The sequence below is a fragment of the Streptantibioticus silvisoli genome (assembly GCF_027947535.2).
Lineage (GTDB): Bacteria > Actinomycetota > Actinomycetes > Streptomycetales > Streptomycetaceae > Streptantibioticus_C > Streptantibioticus_C silvisoli.
Genome location: NZ_JAAGKO020000090.1, coordinates 1 through 20,794 on the forward strand (window position 1 = coordinate 1; position 20,794 = coordinate 20,794).

The 20,794-nt window shown below is 72.1% G+C and carries 16 protein-coding genes and 1 tRNA gene; 10 read left to right on the forward strand and 7 right to left on the reverse strand.

Annotated features, from left to right (window positions below; all coding sequences use genetic code 11):
• Nucleotides 1-356: 356 nt before the first annotated feature.
• On the reverse strand, nt 357-869 hold the full coding sequence (locus POF43_RS32695) for a response regulator (protein WP_282704916.1): 513 nt from the start codon (nt 867-869) through the stop codon (nt 357-359).
• 198 nt (nt 870-1,067) lie between these two features.
• On the opposite strand from POF43_RS32695, the gene POF43_RS32700 reads away from it, so the two are divergent.
• From POF43_RS32700 to POF43_RS32735, 7 genes are all read left to right on the forward strand, one after another.
• Nucleotides 1,068-1,139: transfer RNA gene (locus POF43_RS32700), tRNA-Arg, on the forward strand.
• Nucleotides 1,140-1,320: 181 nt separating this feature from the next.
• On the forward strand, nt 1,321-1,470 hold the full coding sequence (locus POF43_RS32705) for a hypothetical protein (protein WP_271324068.1): 150 nt from the start codon (nt 1,321-1,323) through the stop codon (nt 1,468-1,470).
• 2,046 nt (nt 1,471-3,516) lie between these two features.
• Nucleotides 3,517-3,900, forward strand: a complete 384-nt coding sequence (locus tag POF43_RS32715; protein ID WP_271324069.1) for a hypothetical protein — start codon at nt 3,517-3,519, stop codon at nt 3,898-3,900.
• The gene (locus POF43_RS32720) at nt 3,897-4,688 is read left to right on the forward strand and encodes a Crp/Fnr family transcriptional regulator (protein ID WP_271315516.1); all 792 of its coding nucleotides are present in this window, start codon (nt 3,897-3,899) and stop codon (nt 4,686-4,688) included. Before POF43_RS32715 ends, POF43_RS32720 begins: the two co-directional genes overlap by 4 nt.
• Nucleotides 4,689-5,300: 612 nt before the next feature.
• On the forward strand, nt 5,301-6,071 hold the full coding sequence (locus POF43_RS32725) for a HisA/HisF-related TIM barrel protein (RefSeq protein WP_271315515.1): 771 nt from the start codon (nt 5,301-5,303) through the stop codon (nt 6,069-6,071).
• 251 nt (nt 6,072-6,322) lie between these two features.
• Nucleotides 6,323-7,012: an HAD family hydrolase gene (locus tag POF43_RS32730; protein WP_271315514.1), complete on the forward strand. Its 690-nt coding sequence runs from the start codon at nt 6,323-6,325 to the stop codon at nt 7,010-7,012.
• A 249-nt stretch (nt 7,013-7,261) separates the two neighbouring features.
• Nucleotides 7,262-7,639: a hypothetical protein gene (locus POF43_RS32735; protein WP_271324070.1), complete on the forward strand. Its 378-nt coding sequence runs from the start codon at nt 7,262-7,264 to the stop codon at nt 7,637-7,639.
• A 271-nt stretch (nt 7,640-7,910) separates the two neighbouring features.
• Here the strand turns inward: POF43_RS32735 and efeB are convergent, their stop codons facing one another.
• Together efeB and efeU are read right to left on the reverse strand one after the other, a co-directional pair.
• Nucleotides 7,911-9,143, reverse strand: coding sequence for an iron uptake transporter deferrochelatase/peroxidase subunit (gene efeB, locus POF43_RS32740; protein WP_271315512.1), 1,233 nt, complete (start codon nt 9,141-9,143; stop codon nt 7,911-7,913).
• A gap of 98 nt (nt 9,144-9,241) precedes the next feature.
• On the reverse strand, nt 9,242-11,569 hold the full coding sequence (gene efeU, locus POF43_RS32745; protein WP_282704917.1) for an iron uptake transporter permease EfeU: 2,328 nt from the start codon (nt 11,567-11,569) through the stop codon (nt 9,242-9,244).
• A 768-nt stretch (nt 11,570-12,337) separates the two neighbouring features.
• Between efeU and POF43_RS32750 the strand changes: the two genes are divergently transcribed.
• Together POF43_RS32750 and POF43_RS32755 are read left to right on the forward strand one after the other, a co-directional pair.
• A complete protein-coding gene (locus POF43_RS32750) occupies nt 12,338-13,198 on the forward strand; it encodes a thioesterase II family protein (RefSeq protein WP_271325792.1) in 861 nt (286 codons plus the stop codon).
• Nucleotides 13,199-14,086: 888 nt separating this feature from the next.
• Nucleotides 14,087-15,067, forward strand: coding sequence for a helix-turn-helix domain-containing protein (locus tag POF43_RS32755; protein WP_271315659.1), 981 nt, complete (start codon nt 14,087-14,089; stop codon nt 15,065-15,067).
• Here the strand turns inward: POF43_RS32755 and POF43_RS32760 are convergent, their stop codons facing one another.
• Nucleotides 15,068-15,454 (reverse strand): hypothetical protein, encoded by a 387-nt coding sequence (locus POF43_RS32760; protein ID WP_271315658.1) that lies wholly within the window; start codon nt 15,452-15,454, stop codon nt 15,068-15,070.
• A 750-nt stretch (nt 15,455-16,204) separates the two neighbouring features.
• Between POF43_RS32760 and POF43_RS32765 the strand changes: the two genes are divergently transcribed.
• Nucleotides 16,205-17,581, forward strand: coding sequence for a helix-turn-helix domain-containing protein (locus tag POF43_RS32765; protein WP_271315657.1), 1,377 nt, complete (start codon nt 16,205-16,207; stop codon nt 17,579-17,581).
• Nucleotides 17,582-17,635: 54 nt separating this feature from the next.
• On the opposite strand, the gene POF43_RS32770 is transcribed toward POF43_RS32765, so the two are convergent.
• The 3 genes from POF43_RS32770 to POF43_RS32780 all read right to left on the reverse strand — a co-directional run.
• Nucleotides 17,636-18,145 carry an NUDIX domain-containing protein gene (locus POF43_RS32770; protein ID WP_271324560.1) on the reverse strand — a complete coding sequence of 170 codons (510 nt, stop codon included), beginning with the start codon at nt 18,143-18,145 and terminating at the stop codon, nt 17,636-17,638.
• Nucleotides 18,142-20,088, reverse strand: coding sequence for an ATP-binding cassette domain-containing protein (locus POF43_RS32775; protein WP_372516183.1), 1,947 nt, complete (start codon nt 20,086-20,088; stop codon nt 18,142-18,144). The genes POF43_RS32770 and POF43_RS32775 overlap by 4 nt, the downstream gene beginning before the upstream one ends.
• A gap of 195 nt (nt 20,089-20,283) precedes the next feature.
• Nucleotides 20,284-20,794: hypothetical protein (locus tag POF43_RS32780; RefSeq protein WP_282704918.1), on the reverse strand; the 511-nt coding region annotated here is incomplete at its 5' end.

The window sequence follows — 20,794 nt, forward strand, 5'->3', positions numbered from 1 at the left end:
GCCAGTCGCAGCGCGATCCCGGTCGCGTACTCGCCGCGGCCGGCGCCGCGCGCCCGGGTCACCTTGACGGCCGCCACGTCCGGCACGGGGACGTCGAGTTCGCCCGCCTCCACCGCACGGCGCACCGCACCGACGACGGCGCGGGCCAGCTCAGCGGGGGTCACGCGGCCCAGCCTAGGGGAGACGGGGTGGGGCGCGGCGAATGCGTTTCGAGGAGTGGGACGTCCTGCGGACCGCCGGGGAGGGGGCAGCCGGCGCGGCGGCGGGGGCGCCGCGCGGGAGGTGATCCGTCAGTGGGCGGGAGCGTGGGCGTTCGGCGGGCGGGGCGTTCGTCAGCGGATCGGGGGGAGGGAGCGTCAGCGGACCAGGGGGAAGGGAGGGTGGTGGCCGGGCGAGGCGGCGGTGGCCGTCAGGCGGTCGGCGCCGGTGCGGGCGCCGGTGTCGCTCCCGTTGCTGTTGCCCTTCCCGTTCCCGTTCCCGTTGCCGCTCCGGTTGCCGCTCCGGGCGCCGGCGAGCAGCAGGCCGCGGACCACCCGCACGAGTTCGTCCGGTTCGAAGGGTTTGCCGACGAAGGCGTCGACGCCGTACGTCTCGCGGGGCCGGCCGCCCGCGCTGATGATGGCGATCGGCAGGTGCCGGGTGCGCGGATCGCCGCGAAGACGCGCGGCAGCCCGGATGCCGTCGATCCGCGGCATGACCACGTCCAGCGTGACGACGTCGGGCCGGACGCGGTGGACAACCTCCAGGCATTCCGCCCCGTCGGCCGCGGTCACCACCTCGAAGCCCTCCAGCTCCAGGTTGACCCTGATCAACTGCCGGACGACCTTGTTGTCGTCGACCACAAGGACCCGGCCTGGCGTGTCATCCACATCGAGCAGCGTAGGGCCGCGCCTGCGTCCGTGCGGTGCTTTTGCCCACATCTCCCCCGCCCGTGCGCCCTTCCACCACCCCGGCAACCACCCGCCCGCACCCCCCGTTCCGACCCCCGGCCGCCCCCGGAAACCCCGTCACGGACACCCGCTCCGAGCTGGTAGTGTTCTACCCGTCACCGCGACAGCGGCCGACACGCCCCCGTAGCTCAGGGGATAGAGCAACGGCCTCCGGAGCCGTGTGCGCAGGTTCGAATCCTGCCGGGGGCACCTTGTACGAGGTGCCGGAAGACCCCGCCATCAGCCGAGATGCTGAGCGCGGGGTCTTTGCGTGTGTGCCGACGGATGCCACCGGGGGCGACAAGAGCCCGGCGTGCGACTGCTGGTTGTGCCTGGCTCCCGTCCGCCGGGAAACGTAGTGGCTGATGCTCAAGAACCAGGCCGCCACCTCGTGAGCGGCTACCGGCTCGACGTCGCCGAGTTCCGCCGCTTCCTCTACGAACACCGCGAGCGCCGCGGCCCGTCGTGGCGTGCTGCCGCGCACAGCGGACCCAAGGACCTCGACCACACCCCGCATCGCCCGCAGTCGCGCACCTGCTGACGGTCTGGTGTCGCCGCTCGTCCGGTCCGGCCCGGGCGTGACCATCACGTGACTCGCCCGACCGCGCCGTCCCGGACAGTCCGGCGGACACGTCCGGACACAACGCGAACACACCCGTCATCAACTCGGGCGAGTGGGGCTCAAAGCGTAGATCAAACCGGGCATTGCTGTGCAACATGTCCAGTTTCACACTACCCCTTGCCCAACATGCTTCATAGGCTCACAGGTGGTCTGGCTACCCGTGGGGAGAGTCATGGAACCCCGAATGAAGTACTGCTACACCTGTCGATCCGACGAAATGCACCGTCCCTTGACAGACGTGGAGAAGACCTGGCTCAAGCAGAAGACAGGCAGGAAGTACGTTCACGATTGCTTCATGTGTACGGCGGAGGGCTGCCGCAATGTACGGGAGGGCGGAAACAAGCATCCCTTCGATCCTGTGATCCGCATACCCACGGACTTGGAGTAAGCCTTTCTCCGGACGCGCTCTCGCAGCACGGCGCGGAGGGCGTTCGTGATACTCCATGGGACCCGTTGCCGCGCGCCTCCTGCAAGCGGGGTGCTCTCCACGCGAGCGCCCAGCCCATGCACGGCCAAGCGGGCTCGCACCTTAGGCTAATAATGGGCCGTGACCTGCAAGAACAAGGCCGGAGAAGATGCTCTCCGAAGCCGTGTGCGCGGGTTCGAATCCTGCTGGGGCACTCGTTGGTCACCTACTGCATCAGTACATGACCAACGAGTGCCATGTGGAAGGGGCGGGAGCCAGCCTCACCGGCTCCCGCCCCTTCTCGTTGTCGCCGACAGGTCGCACCACGTCCACGACTCGCCCCCGCACCGCTCCCTTCACGGCCCTTCAACGCCTCGGCGATCCCGCCCCGTTGGCCGCTTGCTCCTCGCCATCCATGCACCCGTGCTACCGGCGTTGGAACACCTCGGGGCGAACTCCCCACCCGGGCGTGACTTCGGCGGTCGGGACGGCGGCGTTCAGCCCATCGCGCGGGTGCGGCTGCGAGGCGAGCAACCGCGCTTCCTCCCCCAACGCGCCAGTACATGGAGAGCTCCCGCCGCGATCGCACCGCTCGTTGCCGCCAGGGGCACTCCTCCTGGCCGTGCCGAACTCCTTGAGACTCGCCGCCGACCCCGGCCGCGTGTCCGACGACGTCCTGGCGGTGAGGTGACTTGGGTGCGGCAGCGGGTGAACCGTCGTCCGCTCGCGAGGTCGAAGTTGGTGTCGGTCGGCAACGCGTCCGGCGTCCGCTGCGTTCGTTACGCCGACCCCTGAACGCGAGTCGTGCCCCGTCCGCCCGCTTGTTCACTTCGCGCTGAACATCCGTACGGCATCGTGGCGTACGGCAACGACGCCGTGTCGACCGTCGGCGGCGGGATCGGCGGCACCGGTCCGGGGGGCTCGCGGGGGCAGCGCAGCCCTTGCCGTGTGAGTCAGCTCACCGCTCGTTCGCCCGGAGAACGGCGATCGTGGATTTCTACTCGTAGGTAGTTGATCTTTCTACTCAGTTCGCGCAGATCACGTTGGGACGAACAGCGACGGCGCCCCATGGAGTGAGGCGCCGTCCCACCGAGCACTCCCACGAGGCACCACCCCCGAAGGCGTACTGGTCAGCGCTGAGTTGGACCTTGGCGAGTCGACGTTCAGCGATGTCAATGAAACAACAGGTTCGCGTCCACGACTCCCCAAGGCTGGGGAATGACGACACACACCTGTTCTTTCTCCCTAATTTTAGGGAGAAAGAGCGGAGGGATTATAGCCCACAGCTGACCGTTCCCCCTTTGGCCACAGCTTAAAGAAGTCGCGGATCATACCAGTCCGGGCGGACTCCTCGGCCGGACCGTGGAAAGTGACGAAGTGCCAGCTCAGCGCATGGGTACAACTACCCCCGGTTGCGCTTGCGTTGGCGCAACATCGGTTATATTCCTTCGTTACCGGGATTCCTCCGATCGGGGCCTGCACACACCACAGGCGTTCCCCCGATCGAGTGCGACCGGCATTGAGACCTTGGCGAGTACTCGAAGGAGATAACGACCGAAGTGAACGTCTACCTGGGATTCCTGGGTGCAGCAGTCGCGGTTCTGATGACCATCGCCGCCGTTGCGTTATGCACGATCCGCATCCTGCGGGCACACCCCGTCCGGATCGCGGCTGTCCTGGTCGCCTTCGCAGGACTGCTGTCCGCGGTGCCCCCGATCATGAGCGAACTGCGGGTGGATGCCCCGCCGCCCGTCATGGCACCGCCGACGCCGGCGCCGCTCCTCACGTTCTGCCCCTCGGACACGCCCGAGCGCCAACTGCCCGGCGCCGAAGGCCCGCCCGCCAGCACCGAGGGGGTGCCCGGCGCCAGCGAGTGCGCCTCGCCGGCGCCGCGGGGTGCGGACGCCTCGCACCCCGCGGCGGCAACGGGAAGTGCGGCTTGACGGGGCCGGGGCCCGACGACGGGCCGGGCTGGGGCGACTCGACGGAGGATCACCGGCTCGCCCGGCGGGGAGCGAGGCACCCCACCTTCCTGACGTCCCTGCCGAAGCCCCTGCGCGTCGCCATCTTCGACCAGACCACGATGTCCATGCGCAAGCGCGGTACCGAGCTGCGCGTGCGGGGCGCACGGGCGCAGGAGGCGCATTTCATCTTCGCCGGGTGCGTCGCCGAACGGGTCCAGTCGTCACAGGTCAATATCCTTCGGTTTCACCAGACCGGCACGATGATAGGAGGGGACGACCTGGCTCTACCGCCGGGCATCGAGCCGTTCACCGAACTCGACCTTCCCCTGCTCCACACCCGCGTCACCTGCCTCACGACGACCCAGGTCCGCTCCATCCCGATGGCGCGCATGCGGGCGCTCGCCGAGGCCGAACCCAGGGTCTACAGAGCTCTGCTCACTTCGCAAGTACAGAAGTCGGTGGAACTGCAACACGTCTACCAGAATTTTCGCGGCTCGATTATCGGGCGGGTGGCGAACCTGTTGCTGCACCTTGCCGAAAGGAACTTCCTCGCAGGTGTCGACGGCATCCAGTCCTGGATCGTCGCCGGGCCTTCGCAGAGCGAGATCGCCGAGGCATTGATGCTCAGCAGGGCCAGCGTGGAAAACGCCCTGCGGGAACTGCGTTCGGGAAGGATGATCACGACATCCAGCCGTCGCTACGTCATCACCGACCCGACCCGTTTGGGGGAGGTTTCCGGCAGGCCGTTCCGCTCGTTCGCCGGATAGCACCGGACAGCACGGGATTGCACCGGACAGCACCGGACAACGGGCTTGCACCGGACAGCAGGCGACGCGATGCCCCCGGGATCGTCAGCGGGCGAACCGGGGGCATGCGGGCAACCGGCCACCTGGTCACCGGCCACCGGCCAGCGACCCCGGCCAGCGCCCCCCGGTCGGCATGCACCTCCTCCCCTCCCGCGAGGACGCATCGCGACCTTCCTGCCGATCCGTCGCGCCGGCCGGGACCATGGGCGTACGGCACGGACACCGGCCCCCCCACCTCTGTCGCGCGATCCTGCCGGGCGACCGGAGCGCCACCGGGTCGATTTGCGGACGTATCGGCCTCCGGGCCCACGTCCGGCGTCCGTGTCCGCGCCGCCGGGTCCATGCCCCGTCCCCCTGCGGCCGGGATTGGTCGGATCAATTGTGGGAATTTCCGGCACTGTTGAGCGCGGAGTATTTCGGCACGGTGAATTACGGCGCCGAAACCTCCCTGATCAGGGGCTTTGACAACGTACGTCAGCACCGTTCACGATTGACCCGGCCATTCGGAGTTCTCTTCCAGCCACCCTTCCTGCCATCCCTCCCTGTCCACCTTTCCTGTCAAGGAGACGCTCAATGTCGTCGACCGGCTTCGGCTCAGGTGAGGGCGCCCCCGATTCCTGGCTCACTTTGCGGGGGCGGGAGTTCCGGTCGCGGTTGATTCTCGGCATCGAGCAGTACACCGATCCCGGTCTGGTCGCCTCGGTCCTGCGGGCGGGGCGGTGCGACGTCTTCATCACCACGTTCGACCTCGAACAGACCCGGTCCAGCCTGCTGATGTCCGACCTCGACGAGACCGTCGGGCTCGACGACTACGTGTGGATCGGGACCACGTCCTTCGCCCGCTCGCTGGACGACGCGCTGCTCACCGCCCGGCGGCTGCGCCAGTCCTACGGCATCGAGATCATGAAGCTCGACGTGCGCCCCGCCGACAACCTGCCGGACAACGCCCAGACCGTGGCCGCGGCCGGCGAACTGGTCGCCGAGGGCTTCGAGGTCCTGCCGTTCATCCTGCCCGACCCGGCCACCGCCCAGGCGCTGGAACGGGCCGGCTGCGCCGCCCTGCGGATCATGGCGTCGCCGGTGGCGAGCGGCCTCGGCGTGACCGACGAACGCGCGCTGCGCGAGACCATGGAGGCGGTGTCCGTCCCGGTGATCGTCGAAGGCGGCCTGGGCACGCCCGCCCAGGTGGTCCGCGCGATGGAACTCGGCGCGGACGCGGTGCTGGTCAACACCGCCGTGGCACAGGCGCAGAACCCCGCCGTGCTCGCCGAGTCGATGCGGCACGCGGTGGTCGCCGGCCGGCTCGCGGTGGAGAGCCGGCTCGTTCCGGCGCTCGACAGCTGACGCGGCGCCGGGTCCTGCGGGGCTTGGCCGGATGACGCTCGCCGCGGGCGACTGTAGGGCCGGACCGCACGGGCTCGACCGCACGAGACTCGACCGCACGAGGCCGGGCCCGTGGATCGGACCGGCTGCCCCGCTGCCGGACCCGTTCATCTCTCCCCCGCACCCCGGACTCCGGCTCCCACCTCCCGCCCTGCCGTCAGACGGGACCCGGCCCCCGTAATCCGGAACCGCACCCCGACAAGGAAACGCGCATGAGGATCTCGGCAGTGCTGTTCGACATGGACGGCGTCCTGATCGACACCGACGAGGCGATCGCCGCCCTGTGGCACGGTCTGGGCGCGGAGTTCGGGGTGTCCATCGACGCCGCCGACATCGCCGCCCACGTGTTGGGCTGTTCGCCGGAACACACCGTCGGGACGGTCTTCGCCGCGCTCGGACCGGACGACCGCGAACGCGTGATGGACCGGGTCCGCGCCGCCGAGCCGACCCTCGGGTTCGCCCCCGTGCCGCAGGCCGCCCGGCTGGTGGAACGGCTCGCCGCCGCGGGTGTGCCGCTCGCCCTGGTCACCAGCGCCTCGACCGGCCGCGCGGAGCGGGTCCTGAAGGAGCTCGGGATCGACGGCGCGTTCAGCACCTCGGTCACCTGGGGCGAGGCGCAGCGCGGCAAGCCCGCCCCCGACTGCTACCTGCTGGCCGCCCGGCGCCTGAACGTCCCCGCGGCCGAGTGCCTGGTCTTCGAGGACACCTCCAGCGGCGTGCGGGCCGCGGTGGCCGCGGGAGCGCCCTGCGTCGGGGTCAGCCGGTACGACCCGGCGCCCCTGCGCACCGGCGGCGCCCGGCACGTCGTCCGTACCTTCGACGCGGTCGGCGTCAGGCAGGCCGCCGACGGTCTCGTCCTCACCATCGGCGACGAGGAACTCCCCGTCACCCCGGCCGCCTGACCCTCCCGGCACTGCGGCGCAGCACTGTTGGGGGCGGAACGGGTCGCGCTGCGGGGCGTGGTTCCCGGTGCGCGCCGCAGACGGATCGCGCCGCGGGGCGTGGTCACCGGTACGCGCCGCAGACGCTGGCCCGCAACGCGAGACGCTGCCCCCGCACGCCAGACGCTCCGGACTGTCGAACAACTACGGCTCGGCCGGGCCCGTACCGGGGAGGGCAATCGGGCCTGGTCCGCCTCCGCCGGTGCCGGGGTGCTGGCCACCGGAACCGCTCAGACCGCGTGGATGCTCTCCCGCCTGCGCGCCCTCGCACCGCACGTGACCGCGACCACTCAGCCTCAACGCTTCGCCGCCGGGGAGGCCGGCCTCCTTCTGGTCGAGGCCTTCGTCTCCGGTAAGGGCAAACCCGTGCCGGTAAGGGGCAACCAGCACGTCGCCGATGCCGAAGCCGCCGCTCGCGCGACGCTGGCCCACCTCACCGCTGGCCCGGACGACGTCCCGCTCGTCGTGTGCGCGCCCCGACGCGCTCTCAACCTTCTCGCCCTGCTGGCCGACTGGGCCGACATACCGGTGCCGCGTGACGAGCGGCAGCTGGACGTGTTGGTCATCCGCACACGGCCGGCCGGCTGAGTCCCGTTCCGAGTCCCGTTCGCAACGGTGTCCGCATCCGCTGCCACCGACGTACGGCGTGCGCCACGCGGCCCGCCCCGGAGTGCGGTGCCGTTCTGCCTGCTTGCCGCCCTGGGCCTTCCGCGGTGCGACGGGGGCGTACATCTCGCATTCCTGACGTACCGTCAGCGGCGTTCACCAAGCCTCGCCTCCCGCCCAACCGCCCATCTCTGCGCGGGCGTTCACGTAACCGCGTCGAGCTGACGTGGCGTCGGTTGACGCCCGTCCGCCCCTACGCCAGCAGGCCCTTGCCGTACCAGTCGGAGGAGTCGCGGACACCGGGGAGGGTGAAGAAGTAGCCGCCGCCGAAGGGTTGGACGTAGTCGACCAGGGGCTCGTTGATCAGGCGGGTCTGGATGTTCTCGAACTGGCGGTGCACGTCCTGCTGGAAGCAGGTGAAGATGTGGCCGGACTGCATGTTGCCGTTGGTGTCGACGCCGAGGTCGTAGTTGTACGAGCGGCGCAGCAGGCGCTGGTCGGCGGTGGCGTGGGTGCGGGGGTTGGCCAGCCGGATGTGGGAGTCGAGCGGGATGACCTGGCCCTTGGGGTCGGCCTGGTAGTCCGGGGTGTCGAACTCGTTGTTGCCGTCGAGCGGGGCGCCGGAGTCGCGGCGGCGGCCGAACATCGTCTCCTGCTCGTTGATCGACACCCGGTCCCAGAACTCCACCAGCATCCGGATGAGCCGCACGACCGCGTAGGTGCCGCCGCGGGCCCAGGCCGGTTCGTCGGCCGCGTCGACCCAGATCAGGTCGGAGGCGGTGGAGCCGGTGGGGTTGGCGGTGCCGTCCTTGAAGCCCAGCAGGTTGCGGGAGGTGCCGGACGGGCGCGGCGGGGAGTTGTAGCCCTCGATGCGCCAGCGCAGCTGCATCGCGCCGCGGGTGTGCTTGGCGATGTCGCGGATGGCGTGGTGCAGGGTGTCGGGGTTGTTGGCGCACATCTGGAGCAGCAGGTCGCCGTGCGTCCAGGCCGGGTCCGGCGAGTCGTTGGGGAAGACCTTCATCTCGGTGAGCCGGGCGGGCTTGGCCGCGCCCAGCCCGTAGCGGTCGTCGAAGAGGCTGGAGCCGACCGCCAGCGTGACCGTCAGGCCGTCGGCGGGCACCACCGGGCCAAGGATGTCGCTGTCCGACGGCGGCGCGCCGACGCCGAGGTCCGGCACCGCGCCGCCGGACGTCAGGAAGCGGGCCCGGCCGGTGAGGGTGCGCAGCAGGTCGGCCAGGTCGGCCCGGCCGCTCGCGGTGGCGTCGAACGCGGCGTAGCAGGCGAACCGCTGCTTGTCGGCCGGGCCGGGGGTGAGCACGCCGGACTGGTGGGCGCCGTGGAAGGGGTACGAGGCGGCGGGCGCCGGGGAGGTCTGGCCGGCCCGGGCGTCCGCGTGGGCACCGCCGGCCAGCAGGCCGCCGGCCAGCGCGGTGCCGGCGGCGCCCGAGGCACCGCCCCTGATGAATGCGCGACGGCTGACGCTCATGGTCTTCGTGCTCCTCCCGGCCGGTCCCGCGGGGCCTGCCGAAGTGGTGTGCGGTGGATGCTCCCGGACCGCGAACGGTCGGCGGGAGATGCGAACGGTCAGCGGGAGATGGGGACTTCGAGCAGGTCGGGCACCGCCGACAAGGTCTCCAGCGCCGCGTCGACGGTGGCGGCGACCTTCTCGCGCGCCGCCTGCGGGGTCTGCTGCGGGGACCGCCAGTGCCCGTGGTCCCGGGTAGCGAGCAACGCGGCGTTCAGCGCGTCGAGCTGCGGGTCGAGCGTGCCGATCAGGTGCGGGGCGCGGGCGGTGATCAGCGGCTGGAGTTCGCCGACGACGACCCGGGTGCCCTGGAGGTCGGCGTAGGTCTCGGGGTAGGCGGCGCCGGAGCCGAAGTCGGCCATGCCGGACAGCCGGTCGCGCAGCGCGTCCTCCAGGATCTCGTGGGCGCGGATCGGCAGGTCGGTGGGGTCGATGGTCAGCTTGGGCAGCTGGACCTTCAGCTTGCCGAGGTCGGAGGTCAGCCGGGCCGCGACCGGGCGCAGCGTGGCGGCGGACTGGCCGTGCCACAGGCCGTACTCCAGCCGGTGCAGGCCGGTGAAGTCGCGGTCGTGCACCCCGCCGGGCAGGCCGTCGGGCAGCCCGTCGACGTCGGCACCGAGGTCGCCGAAGCTGTCGTAGGCGGCGCCGATCCGGTCCCAGGTCAGCTGCGCGGTCAGCCAGTCGGTGCGGGCGGCGGCCAGGTCGCCCTTGCCCTTGTGCCGGTCCAGGTCCGCGCGCAGGACGGCGACCTGGTGGGTCAGGTCGTCCAACTGGGGCCGTACGTAGGCGTGGTAGGCGGCGGCGGCCGGCTGGAGCTGGGCGACGGTGACCGGCGCGACCGCGGCGGGCCCGCCGCCCGCCGCCCGGCCGCTGACCTGGACGGCACCGGACTGGGTGGTGCGGCTGCCGGACATCAGGCACTTGAACGTGTACGTGCCGTCGGTCAGCGTCGCGGTCAGCTGGGCGGTGGTGGCCGGGCCGAGGGTCTCGATCTCACCGACGATCGCACCGGCGGCGTTGTCGAGGTTGATCTCGCCGGCCTTGCCGGACTTGTTGTCGATCGCGAAGGTCTGGGCCCCGGTGTGCCCGGACTTCCACTCCCCCGCGCAGGACGAGGCGGTCACGCTGACCTGGGTGGCGGCCCGCGCGGACGCCGACGGCAGGGCGACGACGCAGGCGGCGGCCGCGGCGGCCGGTACGACGATCAGCACGACGGCCACGGTCCACGGGCTCCGGCCGGACAGCCAGGCCCACTCGCGCCGGGGGGCGGAATCCGCTCCGGCGGGCGGGGCGGGCCGCGGTTCGGCGGAATCCGTTGCGGCGGGGCGCGGTGGTTCGGCGGAATCCGTTGCGGCGGGGCGCTGCGATTCGGCGGAATCCGTTGCGGCGGGGCGCTGCGGTTCGGCGGAATCCGGTGCGGTGGCGGGCGGTTCGGCGGCGGGCGGTGCGGCGGCAGCGGCCGACTCCGGCTGGGCGACCGTCGACCCGGCTGCGGCAGCCGTCCCGGCCGCGGCAGCTGGCCCGGCTGCGGCAGCCGCCCCGGCCGCGCCAACCGGCCTCGCCGCCGGCACCGGCTCCGGCTTCGTGCGGCCGGCCCGCAGGAAGGCCGGGACGACCACGGCGAGGTAGACCGCCCAGGCGACGAGCTGGAGCACCGTCATCAGCGGGGACAGGTCGGTGATCCCGGTGATGATCGAGGCCCACCAGGAGTCGGTGGCTATGGTGCCGGAGACGTCGAAGGCCACCCAGGCGCGGCCGGGCAGCAGCCCGGCGTCCTGGAGGTCGCCGAGCCCGTAGGACAGCACGCCGGCCGCGATGACGATGAGCGCGAGCGCGGTACGGGAGAAGAACACGCCGAGGTTGAGCTTGATGGCGCGGGCGTACAGCAGGCGGCACAGCAGGATGGCCACGGCCAGGCCCACCCCGGCGCCGGCCAGCGGCGCCACGGTCTCGCCGGAGGCACGGACCGCGGTCCACAGGAACAGCGTGGTCTCCAGGCCCTCCCGGCCGACCGCGAGGAACGCGGTGACCGCGAGCGCGCCCGGCCCGATCCGGCTGGCGGCGCCGACCTTGGAGCGCAGGTCGCCGGAGAGGGACGCCGCGGTGCGCCGCATCCAGAACACCATGCCGGTGACCAGGCCGACCGCCAGGACGCTCAGCAGGCCGCCGACCGCCTCCTGCGCGCTGGAGGACAGCACGCTGGTGGAGAACGTCAGCACGGCCGCGAAGCTGCCGGACACCGCCATGGCACCGACCACGCCCAGCCAGACCGGCGACGAGGAGATCCTCCGGTCCGCCTCGCCGGTCTTGCGCAGGGCGGCCAGCAGGATGCTGACCACCAGTCCCGCTTCGAGTCCTTCGCGCAGTCCGATCAACAGATTCGGCACCGCTCCTGCCCACGTCATACAAACAAGCTAAGGCAACCCTAATCCGCGGTCGACGGCGGGGGCGGATCTTGGCCAATCCGTTGCCCGCCCGCGCGCCACCGGTGGGGCGTTTGACCGGGGGGTCTTCAGTGCCGGGGGGGGTGCGGGGGTGGCACCTTCGGCGGGAAAGGTTCGCCTTCGGCGGCAGGGGTGACGCCTTCGGCGGGGAGAAGGGTCGCCTTCGGCGGGGAAGGGAGAAGCGTGGGACCGGGGGCTGCGACGGGACCCGGGGCTCCGGGACGCGGCGAAAAGCGCCCCCGGTCGGCCGGCAACGGGGGATTTACGGCCGACCGGGGGCGGTGGTGGGCTGTCCCCGGCGGGGGAGTCGGAGGCAGCCGTGGTGCGGGGGGTCAGCCGGCGAGGGGCCGGCTGACGCCTTGCGGACAGCGATACGCGTGCCCGGCGGGCCGCGTGGTGCGCGGGCCCGACACGAGCCGACCGCCGGAGCGGTCAACCGGGCGTGCGAACCGACGAGTTCGGGACCGTCCCGCCGACCGGGCCGGTCACGTCCGTCAGGTCCTGCACCGCACGGTCTTCCACTGTCCTGTGCCGTGGACCCGGTGGGGTCCACGGTCATCCTGGTCCGCGCCGTACCCGGCGCTCAAGGCAACGTTACCGGCAAGTACCGGCAACTTCCGGGTGGCGCCGGGTGAACAGGCCCTGTCCGCAAGCGAGTTACCGCCGGGCGCACCTGGCGGGAGGTGACGGGCGGCTGGAAGACTCAGGCGTATGGACGTGACGCGAGACCCCGAACTCCCGCAGGACGCCTCGTGGATCACCGGGCGGCTGACCGTCGGCCGCCCCCGGGTCCGGCTGATCTGCCTGCCGCAGGCGGGCGCCGGCGCCGGGGCGTTCTCCCGCTGGCGGGCACACGTGCAGGACGGGTTCGAACTGGCACCGGTGGAGTACCCGGGGCGCGGCGCGGCCGGTTCACGGCCGGTACCGGACGGCTTCGACGCACTGGTGGAGGAACTGCTGACGGCCCTGGCGCCGGAGATGGCGATGCCGTTCGCGCTGTTCGGCCACAGCTTCGGCGGGTTGCTCGCGTACGAGATGGCCTGTCTGCTCCAGGAACGCGGCGGTCCCGCACCGCTGGCGGTCCTGGTGTCCGGATCGCGGGCCCCGCAGGTCCCACCGCTCCACAAGGTGTCGGACGAGGACGACCAGGCGCTGATCAACTGGCTGGTGGACAACGGCGGCCTGCCGCTGGAACTCCTGCGCTACACCGACTTCCTCCAGCAGACCATCGGCACGATCCGCACCGACCTGGTCTTCGCGGAGAACTACCTGCGGCCCCAACCGACGCGACTGCGCGGCCCGTTGCACGTCTTCGGCGGCATCGTGGACAAGATCGCCCCCTGCGACGGCCTCAACGACTGGCACGCCTGCGCCGGCGGGGACTTCTCCACGACCGTCATGCCCGGCGGCCACTCCTTCCCGCACACCGACCCGGCCGCGATCCTGGCCTCCGTCGCCGCCGTACTGCCCGACCTCGCGTCCCTGCCCGACCCCGCCCCCGTCCGGCCGTCGACACCGTCCGGCGCCCGGCCGAAGGGTCAACGGTACGACGGGGCAAGGGAATTGACGTAACGTCGTACCCGACAAGGGGGGTTGGACGCGCCGGGCGCCCGACCCCCCTGGTTTTGGGGGCTTATCCCTTTTTTTGTGTTCGGCTCGCCGCCGGGCGCTTTTACCCGCTGTCGACACTCCTCCTCGCACGGTCACTCGTCCCTCGCTCCCTCCTCCTCGTCGCTTTCGACACCGGCGCGCCCTTTGGCTCGCTCACCCCACGCGATCCTGGATGACGCCTTCGGCCCATCACGGTCGCGGTTGGCGCCTTCAGCACCTCACCGGGCGGGGCCGGCGCCTTCGACCCGGCACCGTTGCGGCTGGCGCCTTCGGACCATCACGCACCCGGCTGACGCCATCAGAGCCCCACGCAATCCCGGCTGGCGCCATCCGCCCATCACCGGCCGGGGCCGGCGCCTTCCGTCCAGCACCGTCCCGGTCGGCGCCCTCAGCCCATCACGGTCGCGGCCAACGCCATCAGCACCTCACCGGGCGGGGCCGGCGCCTTCGACCCGGCACCGTTGCGGCTGACGCCTTCGGCCCATCACGCACCCGGCCGACGCCATCAGCACCCCACGCGATCCCGGCCGGCGCCATCAGCACCTCACCGGTCGCGGCAGACGCGTTCGCCCCGGCACCGGCGGCGCCGGCCGCCCCCGCCCCGACCCCCTTCACGCACCCCGCGGACGCCGCTGCGCGGCTCGTGCTCGTGGTTCGGTCCAGGGGAGTGATCGGCATCAAGCGGCATTTCGCGCACATCCTGGACCGTTGTGGGGGCCCGAGGGGCGGTCGCACGTACCGGCCACCTGGTCGGGCCCAGCGTCACCACGCTATCGTCACAACCGCCCGGGTGATTTGTTCGAGTCACCGATACGAGCATGTTCAACGGGGGTCGGGTTGCTTGGTGGTTTGGGGCTAGGACCCCAGGAAGAGGACGTCTACCGCCTGCTGCTGGTGCACAACGGCCTGTCCTTGCCGGACGTGGTGGAACGTGCCGAGGCGGCTGCGGAGGACGCGCGGGCGGCCGTCGGGCGGCTGACGGAACTCGGGCTGATCCAGGAGACGCCGGACGGCGCCGGCGGGGCGCAGCTGCGGCCGGTCGACCCGCGGGTCGGCCTTCAGTCGCTGCTGTCGGACCAGCTCGCGGAGCTGCACAGCCGGCAGCGCGAGTACGAGGAGAACCGGGCCACGATCGGCAAGCTCCTGCTGGAGTTCAACGATCTGTACCCGGCGCGCAACAGCCCGGACGGCGAGCGTCTGATCGGCATGGACGCGGTGCAGAGCCGGATCAGCGAGCTGGCGATGTCGTCGACCACCGAGTGCATGACGTTCAACCCGGGCGGCGCCCAGTCGTCGGCGAGTCTGGACGCCAGCAAGCCGCTGGACCGTGACGTCATCGGGCGCGGGGTCAACATGCGCACGATCTACCTCGACAGCGTCCGCAACGACGCGAAGACCAGCGAGTACGCGCACTGGCTGACCGAACTCGGCGGCCAGGTGCGGACGGTGCCGGTGCTGCCGGTGCGGATGGTGCTGGTGGACCGCAAGGTGGCGCTGGTCCCGGTGGACGCGCTCAACTCCCGCAAGGGCGCGATCCAGCTCCAGTCGCCCGGGGTGGTGGCCGCGCTGGTGGACCTGTTCGAACGGGTCTGGGTGCAGGCGGTCCCGCTGGGCGCGCCGCCGATGAAGCGGCAGGAGAACGGGCTGACGCCCCGCGAGCAGGAACTGCTCAAGCTCCTGGCCCAGGGGATGACCGACGCGGCGGCGGGCAAGTCGCTGGGGCTGTCGCTGCGGACGGTCCGGCGGATGACGGCGGACCTGAGCGAGCGGCTCAACGCGCGCAGCCGGTTCGAGGCGGGTCTGCGGGCCGGCCAGCGCGGGTGGCTGTGATCAGACCTGCGCGACGGCCGGCGACGCACCGTCCCAGTTGAGGTTGTCGCCGGGGTCGGCGTCCGCGGTGAGGACGGCCGGCCCGTCCCAGTTGAGGTTGTCGCCCGGGTTCGCGTCCGCCCGGGCGACGGCCACCGGGCCGTCCCAGTTCAGGTTGTCGCCGGGGTCGGCGTCCGCTTCCACCACGGCCGAGCTGCCGTCCCAGTTGAGGTTGCCGCCGGGGTTGGCGTCCGCTTCGACGACGGACAGGGCACCGTCCCAGTTGAGGTTGCCGCCCGGGTTCGCGTCCCCGTTGAGGCTGGCCGGGGCGGCGGTCGCGGACCCGGCGCCGGCCTGAGCGGTCCCACCGAGGCACATGGTGGAGAGCAGCACGGCACCGGCGGACATTCCCAGAATTCTGGTGGCGGTACGCATAACCTCGCGCTCCTCAAAGCATCGACCTTACAGAACACGTGGCGCGGGTGTTCGAGTTCACGGTCCCACCCGTCCCCGCGCGCATATTCTGCACAGAGTGACAGCGCTTACGGAAGGCGAACCTGCGGCAGGAAGCGACCAATGGCCTGATAGTGCCATTGATTAAAGAAAAGGCAATCAAATCCTCAGGAAATCGCCAAAACCGGCGGTCGACTCCGCATGAGAGACGAAGGAAGGCCAATTATGGCATCCTCATCAAGGGTCGGCTCAAGTTTCCCTCAAATTCGCTGGTGAAACATGGCACGCTTGTGCCACGTCGCATTTGTTGCCACCGAAATCCCCTTCCGCCTCCCTGTTCGGTTCCCGCAGACTTCCCTCAGTAGAGGGCCGGTTGATGCGCTATGTCCGCAATTCACAGGGTCGAAGAAATGGACGCGTCGAGACCGTTCACCGACAGGACCCACCCGAGATTCGCCCGCACGGTGCTGAAGTCGACGCCGCACCGTGCAAGGCTTGTCGCGGCGGGTCCGGGCCGTGTCGGCGCCCTCACCCCTGGTCGCGATACCGCCGGCGAGGCCGACCGTGCGGCACCTCCCGGTTCCGCCCGCGCCTCCTGACGGCCGGGACGGTCCGCAGTACCGCCCCGGCCGCGGCACCGCACCACCCGCAGCACCGCATTCCGCATGACATCGCGTCCGACCGCGAACAACGGGGAGCTACACCATGATCGAGGCGAACACACCACCACTGGTCGGCACCATCGACATCAGAGCGCTCCGGCTCTTCCTGGTCGGCCGCAGACGTGCCTGCGGCTGGACGCAGGAGGAGCTGGCCGAACGCTCCGGGGTCAGTGTCCGCACGATCCGCAACATCGAGACCGGGTCCAACATCAATCCACGCCGCGCGTCGGTGGAGCTGCTGCTCGCCGCCTTCGGCGACCCGCTGCCCAGGCCGGCCGGCGACGACCGCGGCGAGAGCCGCCGGCCCGGGGCCGAGATGTTCATGCCCCGGCCGCGCGAGCAGGGCTGGTTCGCCGAGCCCACCGTCAACCCGGCCCGCTGGCGCGGCGCGCGGCCGGTCGGCGAGCCCATGGTGGGCCGCCGCGAGGACCTGCGCCACGTGCTGGGCGTGCTCCAGCGCAGCCGCCTGCTGGTGCTCACCGGCCCGGGCGGCGTGGGCAAGACCCGGCTGGCGCTGTCGGCGGCCGCCCGGGCGCAGGCGATGTTCCGCGACGGCGTCGCCGTGGTGGGCCTGGGCACCTGCGTGCCGGAGACGGTGGACGCCGCCGCGGCCCGCGAGCAGGTGCGGCAGGCGGTGCGGGCCGTGCTGCCGTCGGTGCGCGGCGCCGCGGCCGCCGAGACCGACCTGCTGCTGGTCATCGACAACGCCGAGCACGTCGCCCGCTGCGTCTCGCGGCTGGTGCTGGAGATCCAGGTGGCCCACCCCGGCATCCGGGTGCTCATCACCTCGCGCCGGCCGCTGGCGATCACCTCCGCCGACATGTGGGAGGTGGCGCCGCTGGAGGTCGAGACCTGGGGCGACGCCGACACTCCCCCGGCGGCGGTCGAGCTGTTCCTGCGCCGGGTGCGTTCCGCGGTGCCGACGGTCAGCCTGGCCGGGCGGATGCCGCTGGTCGTCGAGTTGTGCCGGCGCCTGGAGGGCTTCCCGCGGGCCATCGAGACCGCGGCGCAGTGCATCCGGTCGGTGTCGCTGGAGTCCCTGCTGCGCAGCGGCTCCACGCTGCACATGGTCGACCAGGTCCACCTGACCACCGTCTCCCGGCACCGTTCGCTCAACGAGTCCGTGCGCTGGAGCTACGAGCTGCTGGCCGCCCCGGAACGCGCGCTGCTGCACCAACTGGCGTGCTCCTTCGAGACGTTCACCATCGAGGACGTCATGCGCAGCCGGCTGGCCGGCCGCGGCGAGGCCGAGATCGTCGCCTCGCTGGCCGAACTCGCCGACGCCTCGCTGCTGCGCGTGCACCGCGGCGCCCGCTACGAGTACCGGATGTACCGGGTGGTTCGCGACTACGTCCTGGCGCTGGAGCGGCGCAACCGCGCCTCCGTCCCGGAGCTGAGCCGGATGGCGTTCAGCGCCTGACGTCCCCCACCGGCCGTACCGCCCGTCCCACCGCCGGGGCGGGCGGTACGGCGTTCAGCGGCGGGCGCTCTCCAGGTAGCCGGCCCGGCCGGTGGCGCGGGCGGTGTGGCAGGCGGTGAGCCGGGCGAAGCTGTCGGGCGTCAGGTCCGGCTTCCAGTCCGCGAGTTCGCGGACCTGCCACGCGCTGTGCTCGGCCGGGTCCAGGACGATGGCGTCGATCTCGTGGCCGGTCAGCACGCCGCCGTCGAAGAGGAAGCCGATCCGGCCGTACGGATAGTCGTCGCCGGCCGCCAGGAAGTGGGTGAGCAGCAGCGGCCGGGTGCCGGTCACCACGATGCCGGTCTCCTCGAACGTCTCCCGGACCGCGGTCTGCCAGGGCGTCTCGCCGGGGTCCATGGTGCCGCCGGGGTTCTGCCAGGTGTCGGTACGGGTGTAGGACGCCTTCAGCAGCACCGGGCGGCCGGCCCGGTCGGTGAAGTACACGCTGGCGTAGGCGGTGGTCTTCGGCAGGGTCCGCAGGTACTCCTCGCGGGGCAGCCAGCCGGCCGGCCGTTCATCGCTCACACGTCGCTCCCGGTACGGGGGGCGGGCACGCCCCGGTCGTTCTGAAGCCGCCACAGTTCCCGGAACAGGCCCTCGGCGGCGACCAGTTCGCCGAACGTGCCGTCCTGGACGACCCGGCCGCGTTCCAGCACCACGATACGGTCGGCCACCGCCACGTTGGCCAGCCGATGGGTGACCAGCACCACCGCGCGGTCGGCGGCCACCGCCCGCAGCCCGGTGAAGATGCGGTGCTCGGCGCGGGCGTCGAGGGCCGCGGTCGGCTCGTCCATCACCAGCAGCCCGGCCGGCCGGTGGAAGGCCCGTGCGATCGCCATCCGCTGCCACTGGCCGCCGGACAGCTCCTCACCGCCGAGCCACTCACGGGCCAGCAGGGTGTCGAGGCCGGAGCGCAGCGACGCCACCACCTCGTCGGCGCCGCTGGCCGCGCAGGCCGCCAGCACCGCCGCGTCACCGCCGGGCGCCGCCCGGCCCAGGGTGACGTTCTGCCGGGCGGACATCGGCCAGCGAGCGTAGCTCTGCGGCACCATGGCGACCCGGGCCCAGGCGGCGCCGGGGTCCATCGCGCCGGTCTCGACGCCGTCCCAGGCGACCCGGCCGGAGGTGGGCAGGTACAGCCCGGTCAGCAGCTTGGCCAAGGTGGTCTTGCCGGAGCCGTTCTCCCCGACCAGCGCCAGCACCTCGCCGCGCCGCACGCCGAGCGTCACCGCGCTCAACGCGTCCCGGTCGGCGCCCTCGTAGCGGTACGTCAGCTCCTCGGCGCGCACCTCGGCCGGGTCCGGCGGCGCGATCCGGCCGCGCCGCATGCGGAATCCGCCCGCCTGGCCCAGGAACCGCGACCAGTCGTCGACGTACAGGCCGGTGCGGAACAGCCGGGCGCCGCCGTACACCAGCGACTGCACCGAGGCGTTGACCGTGCGCAGCGCGAAGATCGCGGTGCCGGCCGAGGCGACCGACAGCCGCCCGGTGGCCAGCAGGTACACCAGCGCCGTCCACACCAGCCCGGAGGCCAGCCCGCCGGCCGCCGCGCCGACGAACGACATGCGCGCCCCGCGCCCGGCGGCCCGCACGTCCGAGGCGTTGACCCGTTCGCCGATCGAGCGGTACGTGCCGAGCAGGAACGACGCCATCGTGCCGCAGCGCACCTGGTCGGCGTTGCAGTCGTCGGACATGTGCCAGCGCAGCACGCTCAGCATCCGGCGGTGCCCCATGGTCTCCAGGTTGGCCAGGTACGCCACCCGGGCGCCGCTGACCTGCGCGACGCCCTGCGGCAGCCCGGCCAGCACGAGCAGCGGCAGCAGCAGCGGGTGGACGGCGGTGAGCACCGCGGCGCCGGCCGCCAGCGAGGCCAGCGCGGACAGGATGTCCTGGCCCTCCTGGACCAGGTCCGCGGAGACCTGCGCGCCGCGTTCCGCGGCCTCCTGGCTGTCCTTGAAGCCGGGCGAGTCGTACGCGGCCAGCTCGGCGTTGAGGGCCGCGTCGAGCAGCATCAGCTCGGCCTCCTGCGACATCAGCGGCGCCAGCCGGCCGGAGAGCCAGTTGACGGTGATGGCCAGCCCCGCGCGCAGTCCGGCGGCGGCCGCCAGCACCAGCACCGACGGCCAGGCGGCCCACAGCCGGGCGGTGACGTCGCCGGAGGAGATCAGCGCGGAGATGGTGCCGGTGGTGGCCAGCAGCCCGAACGCCTGCGAGACGCCGGAGACGGTCTGGCACCCCAGCAGTCCGGCCACCGCCGCCCGGTCGGACCGCCAGGCCAGCGCCAGCGACCGCGCCACGAGCTGCGGCAGCCTGCGGGCCATCCGCCGCGTGGTGAGCGCCCGCCCGGCCGCCAGCCGGCTGTCGCTCTCCAGCCGGTAGCCCAACTCCTCCCCGGCGGCGGTCCCGGGTGCGGACGGGCGGGCGGCGTCGCCCGGGGTGCCGGTACCTGCACCGGTGTGCGTGCTCACGTTCCCTCCCGGGGGCCGGGGACCGGACGCGACCGGTCGGGGTCGGTCCAATCTGGCCCGGGGAAGGCCGCGCTGTGCCGTTTTCGAGCCGCAATCACCCGATCAGGTGGCCGGGCCGGACGGCACGCGACGGCGCCGGCCGGTACCGGGGGGATGTCCCCGGGACCGGCCGGCGCCGTGCGGAACGTTCGTGCGTCAGGCGTCGATGAGACCGCGCACCAGCTGGCGGTACCGCTGAACCGCCTGGCGCAGCTCCTCGGTGTCCTCGGCGTGGCCGTCGCCGGCCGACCACAGCTTGCGGACCTGGTCGCGGCGGGCGGCCAGTCCGTCGGTGAACAGCGCGCTGACCTCCTCGAAGAGCGCGTCCATCTCCTCGGCAGCGTGCCGGGGCCCGTCGATGAAGCCCATCGCCGCCTGCTGCGCGCGCTGTTCGATCCCGGCGGCCCGCCCGCCGTCCACCAGCCCGAGGTGCGTACCGTCGTCACCGGCGGAGGCCGACGCGCCGGTGGTCGTTCCGGCGGTCGTTCCGGTGGCGGTGGCGGGACCGGTCGAGTGGTCGGCGGTGCCGGCGGGGGACGGGTCGGCGGTGCGGTCCGTCAGGGGGCCGGCGGCGTTCCGCCGTTCCGCGGTGCGGTCGGCGGCGGTGTCCGGGCCTGCGGTGCGGTCGGCGGCCGTCTCCCAGCCCTGTGTGCGGTCGGCGGCGGTG